A 1,126-nucleotide genomic window follows, 5' to 3' on the forward strand; every position below is an offset into this window, starting at 1 on the left:
TGTCGTTTTCAGAAGACGGCTGCACTGAACGTCAGAAGCCGACTGCACTATAGCAGCGGAGGGGTTGGATCCATCAGGCAACGACGGGCTGCTGCCGGCCATCAGCGGACGCAGGGAGGACTTTCCGCAACCGGCCGTTCGATGCGGCACCGATGGCCTTCGCGCAGGGGTAGTGAATCCGCCAGGATTGACTTGCGCTGCCCTACCTCTCACTAGTGAGGGGCGGCAGCGCATCAAGCGGTGAGCGCACTCCGGCACCGCCAACTTTCAGCACATGCGTGTAAATCATCGTCGTAGAGACGTCGGAATGGCCGAGCAGATCCTGCACGGTTCGAATGTCGTAACCGCTGCGGAGCAAGGCCGTCGCGAACGAGTGGCGGAGGGTGTGCGGTGTGGCGGGCTTCGTGATGCCTGCTTGTTCTACGGCACGTTTGAAGGCGCGCTGAAAGGTCTGGTCATACATGTGATGGCGACGCACGACACCGCTCCGTGGATCGGTCGAATGCGTGTGCTGCGCAAAAACCCAGAACCACGGCCAGGAATGCCCGGCGCGCGGATACTTCCGCTCAAGGGCGTCGGGAAGCGCAACGCCGCTGCGGCCCTCGGCCTGGTCCTTCAGCCACCATGCCCGTGCACGCGACAGCTGCTCGCGCAGGCTGGGTGCCAAGCTCTCGGGTAACATCAAGGCCCGATCCTTGGAGCCCTTGCCCTCCCGCACGATGATCGTGCCGTGATCGAAATCCAGATCCTTGACCCGCAGTTGCAAACCCTCACTGATCCGCATGCCCGTTCCATACAGAAGCTGGGCGAACAAACGATGCTCGCCTTCCAGAAAACCGAGGATGCGAACCACTTCATCCGGGGTCAGCACCACCGGCAAGCGCCGCGACGGCCGAGGTCTTCCGATCTCCTGAAGCCAGGGCAGATCCGTGCACAGCACCTTGCCGTAGAAGAACAGCAAGGCCGCCAATGCCTGACGATGCGTGGAGACCGAAACCTTGCGCTCGTTCGCCAGCCAGGACAGAAATGCCTCGACTTCGCTGCTGCCCAAGGTTGCCGGGTGACGCACACCGTGGAAACGGATGAAGGCACGAACCCAGTGGACATAAGCCTGTTCGGTTCGTAA

At 61.8% G+C, this 1,126-nt stretch carries 1 protein-coding gene; it reads right to left on the reverse strand.

From position 1 onward, the window contains the following. Nucleotides 1-202: 202 nt before the first annotated feature. Nucleotides 203-1,126 (reverse strand): class 1 integron integrase IntI1 (gene intI1, locus PG898_RS21135; protein ID WP_032441700.1); only part of this gene is annotated, 924 nt, incomplete at its 5' end.

The sequence above is a fragment of the Aeromonas sp. QDB31 genome (assembly GCF_027707605.1).
Taxonomy (GTDB): domain Bacteria; phylum Pseudomonadota; class Gammaproteobacteria; order Enterobacterales; family Aeromonadaceae; genus Aeromonas; species Aeromonas media.